Origin of the sequence: Halolamina salina (genome assembly GCF_042678005.1) — an archaeon.
GTDB lineage: Archaea > Halobacteriota > Halobacteria > Halobacteriales > Haloferacaceae > Halolamina > Halolamina salina.
On record NZ_JBHUDH010000111.1, the window covers coordinates 1 to 5,238 of the forward strand.

The following is a 5,238-nucleotide window of genomic DNA, read 5'->3' on the forward strand; positions in this document are numbered from 1 at the left end:
CCGCGCACGGCCGCATCGGCGCTGGCGACCGTCACGTCGACGCCCGCCTCGGCGGCCTCGACCAGCGCGTCGGCCACGTCGTCGGTCAGCAGCGCCGGATTGCTGGTCGCGAACAGTACCTCGCGGTCGGCGCCCGCGACCAGCGACGTGATCCGGGCGGTCACGTTCTCGCGCCCCTCCGTGGTCCAGATGGCCTCGCGGTCGTCCGAGGAGGTGTGCTGGCCCCGGACGGCTTCGAGGTGGTCGAACGCCGCGTCGGCGCTCGACCGCAGCCGGTCGTACAGCAGTTCGCGGGCCTCGTCGACCGGGACCGCCCGGTAGCGCGTGGGCGAGCCCTCCTGGACGTCGATCAGCCCCATCTCCTCCAGCTCGTCGGTCGCGCCGTACACCTGCGATCGCGGCACGTCCGTCACCTGTGCGACCTCGCTCGCGCTGGCGACGCCGATCTTCTGGAGGCCGACGAACGTCCGGGCGGCGTACGTCGACAGCCCGAGTTCGGTCAGCGCGTTCGCGGCGTCGGCGTCGTCCATCACTCCTCCTCGCGGGTCCAGGCTTGATTGATCCGGCTGAGCTGTGCCTCGGTGAGCTCTTCGCGCTCGAACCCGTCGTAGGCGTCCGCGAGGTCCGCCGCCGACACCGAGCCGGAGGCGGTGACGCGCTCGAACACGTCGGAGACGACCGACACCTCGTAGTCGCCGTCGGTCTTGTACGCCTCGCCGCCGACGACGACCGCACCGTCGAACGTGAACGTCTCACCGTCCGTGGCGCCCTCGGGCACCGTCGTCGTGTACTGCAGCGTCGGGTTCTCACCTTCGAGCGCGACCGAGAGCACGCCGTCGGTCTCGACGTGTCGGATCGGCTCGGGCGTCGCGGACTCGATCGACGGCGTCCCACCCGTGCGCTCGTAGATGACCACACGGCCCTCGACGCCCGCCGTCTCGATCGTCACCGTAACCGTGCCGTCGGGACCGACGACCGAGCGGTCGAAGCGGCGTTCGGCACGGGGACCCTGCCTCGCGACTTCGGTGGACGTGCCGGCCGACCCCGTGTCGTCAGCGTCGGTGGCGTCGGCGTCGCCATCACCGTCGTCGCCGTCATCGTCGGCCGACTCGGGGAACACCCCGTCCGGGCCGACGAAGCGCGTCCAGACCGCGAGCAGCGAGGGCAGCACCAGCACGCTCGCGAGGAACGCGTAGACGATCGTCAGCCCCGTGATCTGGCCGAACTGCTGCAGCGGCGGCAGGATCGCGAAGATCAGCACGCCGAAGCCGCCGACCGTCGTGGCCGCCGATCCCAGCAGCGCGCCGCCGGTGCCGGTGACCGCTCGCTCCATCGCGGTCCAGATCTCGCCGGTACGTTCCAGCTCCTGGTTGTACCGCTCGGAGAGGTGGATGCTGTAGGCCACCCCCAGCCCGACCGTGAGGCTGGTGATCATCCCCGTGATGACGTTGAACGGGATGTCGAGCAGGTGCATCGTGCCGAGGATCCACGTCACGCTGAACGCGACCGGGAGCAGTGTCACCGCCCCCAGGCTCGCGCTCCCCTCGGTGATCCGGTAGGCGATCATCAGGAAGACGAACGTCGCCACGAGCGTGATGAGCAGGCTCTCGACGACGGTCTCGAGCAGCTGGTCCTGCACGATATCGTTCAGGACCGCGCTGCCGGTCGCGGTCGCCTGCAGCCCCTCGCCGTCGACCTCGTCGGCCACGTCCCGCATCGACTCGGTCACCGCGTCGCCGCTCGCGCCGCCCTGCACGGAGACGACGATCCGCATCGCGGTGTACTCGCCGTCGTCGCGGTCGATGACGTTCGACGCGCGGTCGGGTGCGGCCTCGAAGAGCTGGTCGTACAGCGCGCCGAGGTTGCGGTCCGGAACGCCGTCGTCGTCGGTGTCCGCGGCGGCGAACTGCTCGCCGAAGGAGTCGTTCTCCTCGGCGACGGCCTCCATCACCGACAGCGGGCTCTCGATCCGCGGCTCCCCGTTGGAGAGCGTCTGTGTCACGTCGTCGTTCTCCGCGGCGAGCGCGTTGGCGTCGGCGATCCGCTGGAGCGCGTCGTCGTCGGTGAGATCACCGCCGTCGGGCCGTATCAGAATCTGGGCCTGCGAGTCCTGTCGCAGGAAGTTGTCGTTGACGTAGTCGAGGTTCGACTTCGCGGTGTACTCGCTCGGCGCGAACGGTTCGGGCAGCTCCTTCATCCAGTCGGCCGGGTCCTCCGCGATGAAGTCCGACTGCTCGAAGGAGGTGTCGACCTGTGTGGCGCCGTAGCCGCCGCCCGCGCTGAGCACCAGCGCGAACACGATCACGAGGTAGGGGCTCTTCCGTGCGGCGGTCGCGCCGACGGCGAGCACCGACGAGAACGCGCCGCCGCCGGTGCCGAACGCCCGCTTGCGCCGGTCGTACCCGCGCGCTTCGAGCAGTTCGTCGATCTCGACTTTCATCGCCGGGATCAGCAGGCCGAACACCAGCAGCGCCGCGGTGATCGCCGCGGCGCTGACGATCCCGAACTCCCGGATCGGCGGCACTGGGCTGGTCAGGTTCGAGAGGAACCCGATCACGGTGGTCGCCGTGACGTAGATCAGCGCGATCCCGACGCCGACGAGCGCGGTCCGCATCGACCCCCGCGGGCTGCCCTCGCCGCCGTTCTCACGCTCCTCGCGGTGGCGCATGAAGATGTGGATCGCGTAGTCGATGCTCAGCCCGATCAACAGCACCGGGACGGCGATGAAGATCTGGTTGAACGCGATGTCCGCCCAGCCCATGAAGCCGAACGTCCACGCGAGCACCGCGCCGATACCGAACAGCCCCAGCAGGATGTCGAGCACGTCGCGGTAGGCGACCACGAGCGCGATCAGCACGAACACGATCGCCAGCGGCCCGACGATCAGCAGGCTGTCGGTCATCGAGCTGGTGATCTCGTCGCTGATGATCCCCGCGCCGAACACGAGGTACTCGCCGCCGTTGGCCTGCCCGCCGAGCGTCTGCATCGCCAGCTGGGCGTCGATCACGTCCTCGCCGGCGGCGCCCTGGGCCGCGGAGCCGTCACCCTCCATCGTCACGATCAGCATCGTGGCGTTGGCCTCGGTCGATCCGGGCTCGTAGTGGGTCGGCATCAGGGCGAACGGCCCGGGACCGTCGCCGCCGTTCCCGCCGGCGTCCTCGCCGAGCACGGTCTGGATCGTGTCGTGGATCTCCGACTCGTTCATCGAGCGCAGCTGCTCCTGCTGCTCCTCGAGGGTGGCGTTAGAAGCGTTCTCGTACTGCTGGCGCTCGGTTTCGAGCTGGTCGGCGAGCTCTTGGAGTCGCTCAGCGTCCTCCTGAAGCGCCGCGGAGCGCTCCTGCAGGGCGGCGTACTCGTCTTCGAGCACGCCCTGCGTCCCGAGACGGTACGCCTCCTGTGCCTCGGCCTCGGAGGAGGCGTTCCGGAGCTGTTCGGCGGCACGCTCGAACGTCGCGGCGTCCTCCTCGTCGAGTTCGACGCTCGTGTTCGCGCGCACGTCGGCGAACGCGGCCTCGACGCTCGCGTCGGGGTTCTGTCGGAGCGCCGTCAGCGACTCACGCAGCAGCCCCGCGGTGGCGGTCAGCGTCTCGTTGCGCTCCCGGATCGCCGCCCGCTCCTCGCTGACGCTCTCGTTGAGCGCCCGCAGTTCGGCGGCGGTGCGCTGGACGTCCTCGCCCTCCTCGGCGCTGATCGCCGTGATCGCGATCACGTTCGCGATGCTCGTGCTGGGCTGGTCGCCCGACAGCGTCGCGTTGATCGTCTCGTTGTCGTGGAGCGTCTGCTGGTACTCCAGCATCCCCACGAGCGACGACTGGTCGAACACGTCGCCGTCGCGCTGTATCACCTGCGCGGTGGTGGTGTCCCCGTCGCCGGTCGAGAAGTTCTCCTCGGCGTAGTCCAGCGCCTCGCCCTCCGGCGAGTCGGTCTGGAACTGGTCGAGCGAGGACGTCTGCTCGACCATCGCCGCGCCGCTGCCGATGGCGACGGTCAACACCAACATCACCGCGATCACCACCCGGCTGTGGTCCATCACGGCGTCGACGACGGCGTCGACCCCTCTCATCCGCACCTCCGCTCGTCCGCCACACGCTGGCCAATCATCTGTCTGTACTATCGTACTAACAGCCGCGCCATAACCCTTCCGACTCGGTGAACGCTCGTTCAACATCGGGACCGGAAGCAGACGGAAGCGCTTTCCCCGGCGGCCCGCTGAGGGGGCGTATGTCGTTGGTTCCGGAGCGACTCCGGCCGTTCCTGGCCGGGCTGTTGGGCACCATCGCGACCGGGTTCGGCCAGTTCTACCTGCGGCGCTGGCTGCGCGGCGTCGGCTGGCTGGCGCTGGCGTTCGCGGTGACGTTCGCGTTCGTCCCCGAGGGGACGCTGATGGCGATGAGTTCGGGCGAGGCCATCGCCGACAGCACCGCGCTGTACCCCACGATGGCCGTCCAGTTCGCCGGCGCGTTCGACGCGTTCCTGCTGGCCTACCGGAACCGCACCGATCGCGACGTGACGCCGGACGTCGACGTGCCGGTGGTCTCCGAGGAGAGCCCGGGGATGGTCACCTGCCCCAACTGCGGGAAGGAGGTCGACGCCGACCTCGAGTTCTGTCACTGGTGTACGACCGAGTTCCCGGCGGCCGACTCCGAGTGAGGCCTCACGACCGACACCCATATCCTCCGGACTGAACATTCGATCGACATGGGGGAGACACCACCGTTCCTCGCCGACCCCGAGAGCACCCGCGAGTCGATCATGCGGGCGACGTATCTCGCGCTGTGTGAACACGGCTACGCGGGGCTGACGATCCAGCGGATCAGCGAGTCCTTCGAGAAGAGCAAGTCGCTGCTGTACCACCACTACGACGACAAGGACGAACTACTGCTGGCGTTCCTCCAGTTCATGCTGGAGGAGCACGAGGCGTCGGTGCCCGAGACGGCCGACGGCGACGCCGTCGAGCGCCTCGACGCGGTCCTCGACGCGATGCTCGCCCCCTCCCTCGCCGCGGAGCACGAGGAGTTCACCGCCGCGATGGTCGAACTGCGGGCGCAGGCCGCCCACGACGAGCGCTACCGCGAGCAGTTCGCCGAGCACGACCGAGTGTTCCGCGACCGACTCGTCGACGTGATCGCCGACGGCATCGACGCCGGCGCCTTCCGCGAGGTCGACCCCGAGAGCGTCGCGGAGTTTCTGAGCACGGTCGTCGCCGGCGCGATGACCCGCCGAGTCACCGGCGGCGAC

The 5,238-nt window shown here is 69.3% G+C and carries 4 protein-coding genes; 2 read left to right on the plus strand and 2 right to left on the minus strand.

Features of this window, described 5'->3' with window-relative positions; all coding sequences use genetic code 11:
• On the minus strand, nucleotides 1-530 hold a 530-nt coding region (locus ACFR9S_RS09885; RefSeq protein WP_379818527.1), incomplete at its 3' end, for a TrmB family transcriptional regulator.
• Entirely contained in the window at nucleotides 530-4,063 is a 3,534-nt protein-coding gene (locus ACFR9S_RS09890; RefSeq protein ID WP_379818528.1) for an MMPL family transporter, read from the minus strand. The genes ACFR9S_RS09885 and ACFR9S_RS09890, both read right to left, overlap by 1 nt.
• A gap of 158 nt (nucleotides 4,064-4,221) precedes the next feature.
• Between ACFR9S_RS09890 and ACFR9S_RS09895 the strand changes: the two genes are divergently transcribed.
• Nucleotides 4,222-4,650 (plus strand): DUF7575 domain-containing protein, encoded by a 429-nt coding sequence (locus ACFR9S_RS09895; RefSeq protein WP_379731643.1) that lies wholly within the window; start codon nucleotides 4,222-4,224, stop codon nucleotides 4,648-4,650.
• Nucleotides 4,651-4,698: 48 nt separating this feature from the next.
• Nucleotides 4,699-5,238 (plus strand): TetR/AcrR family transcriptional regulator (locus ACFR9S_RS09900; RefSeq protein WP_379818529.1); only part of this gene is annotated, 540 nt, incomplete at its 3' end.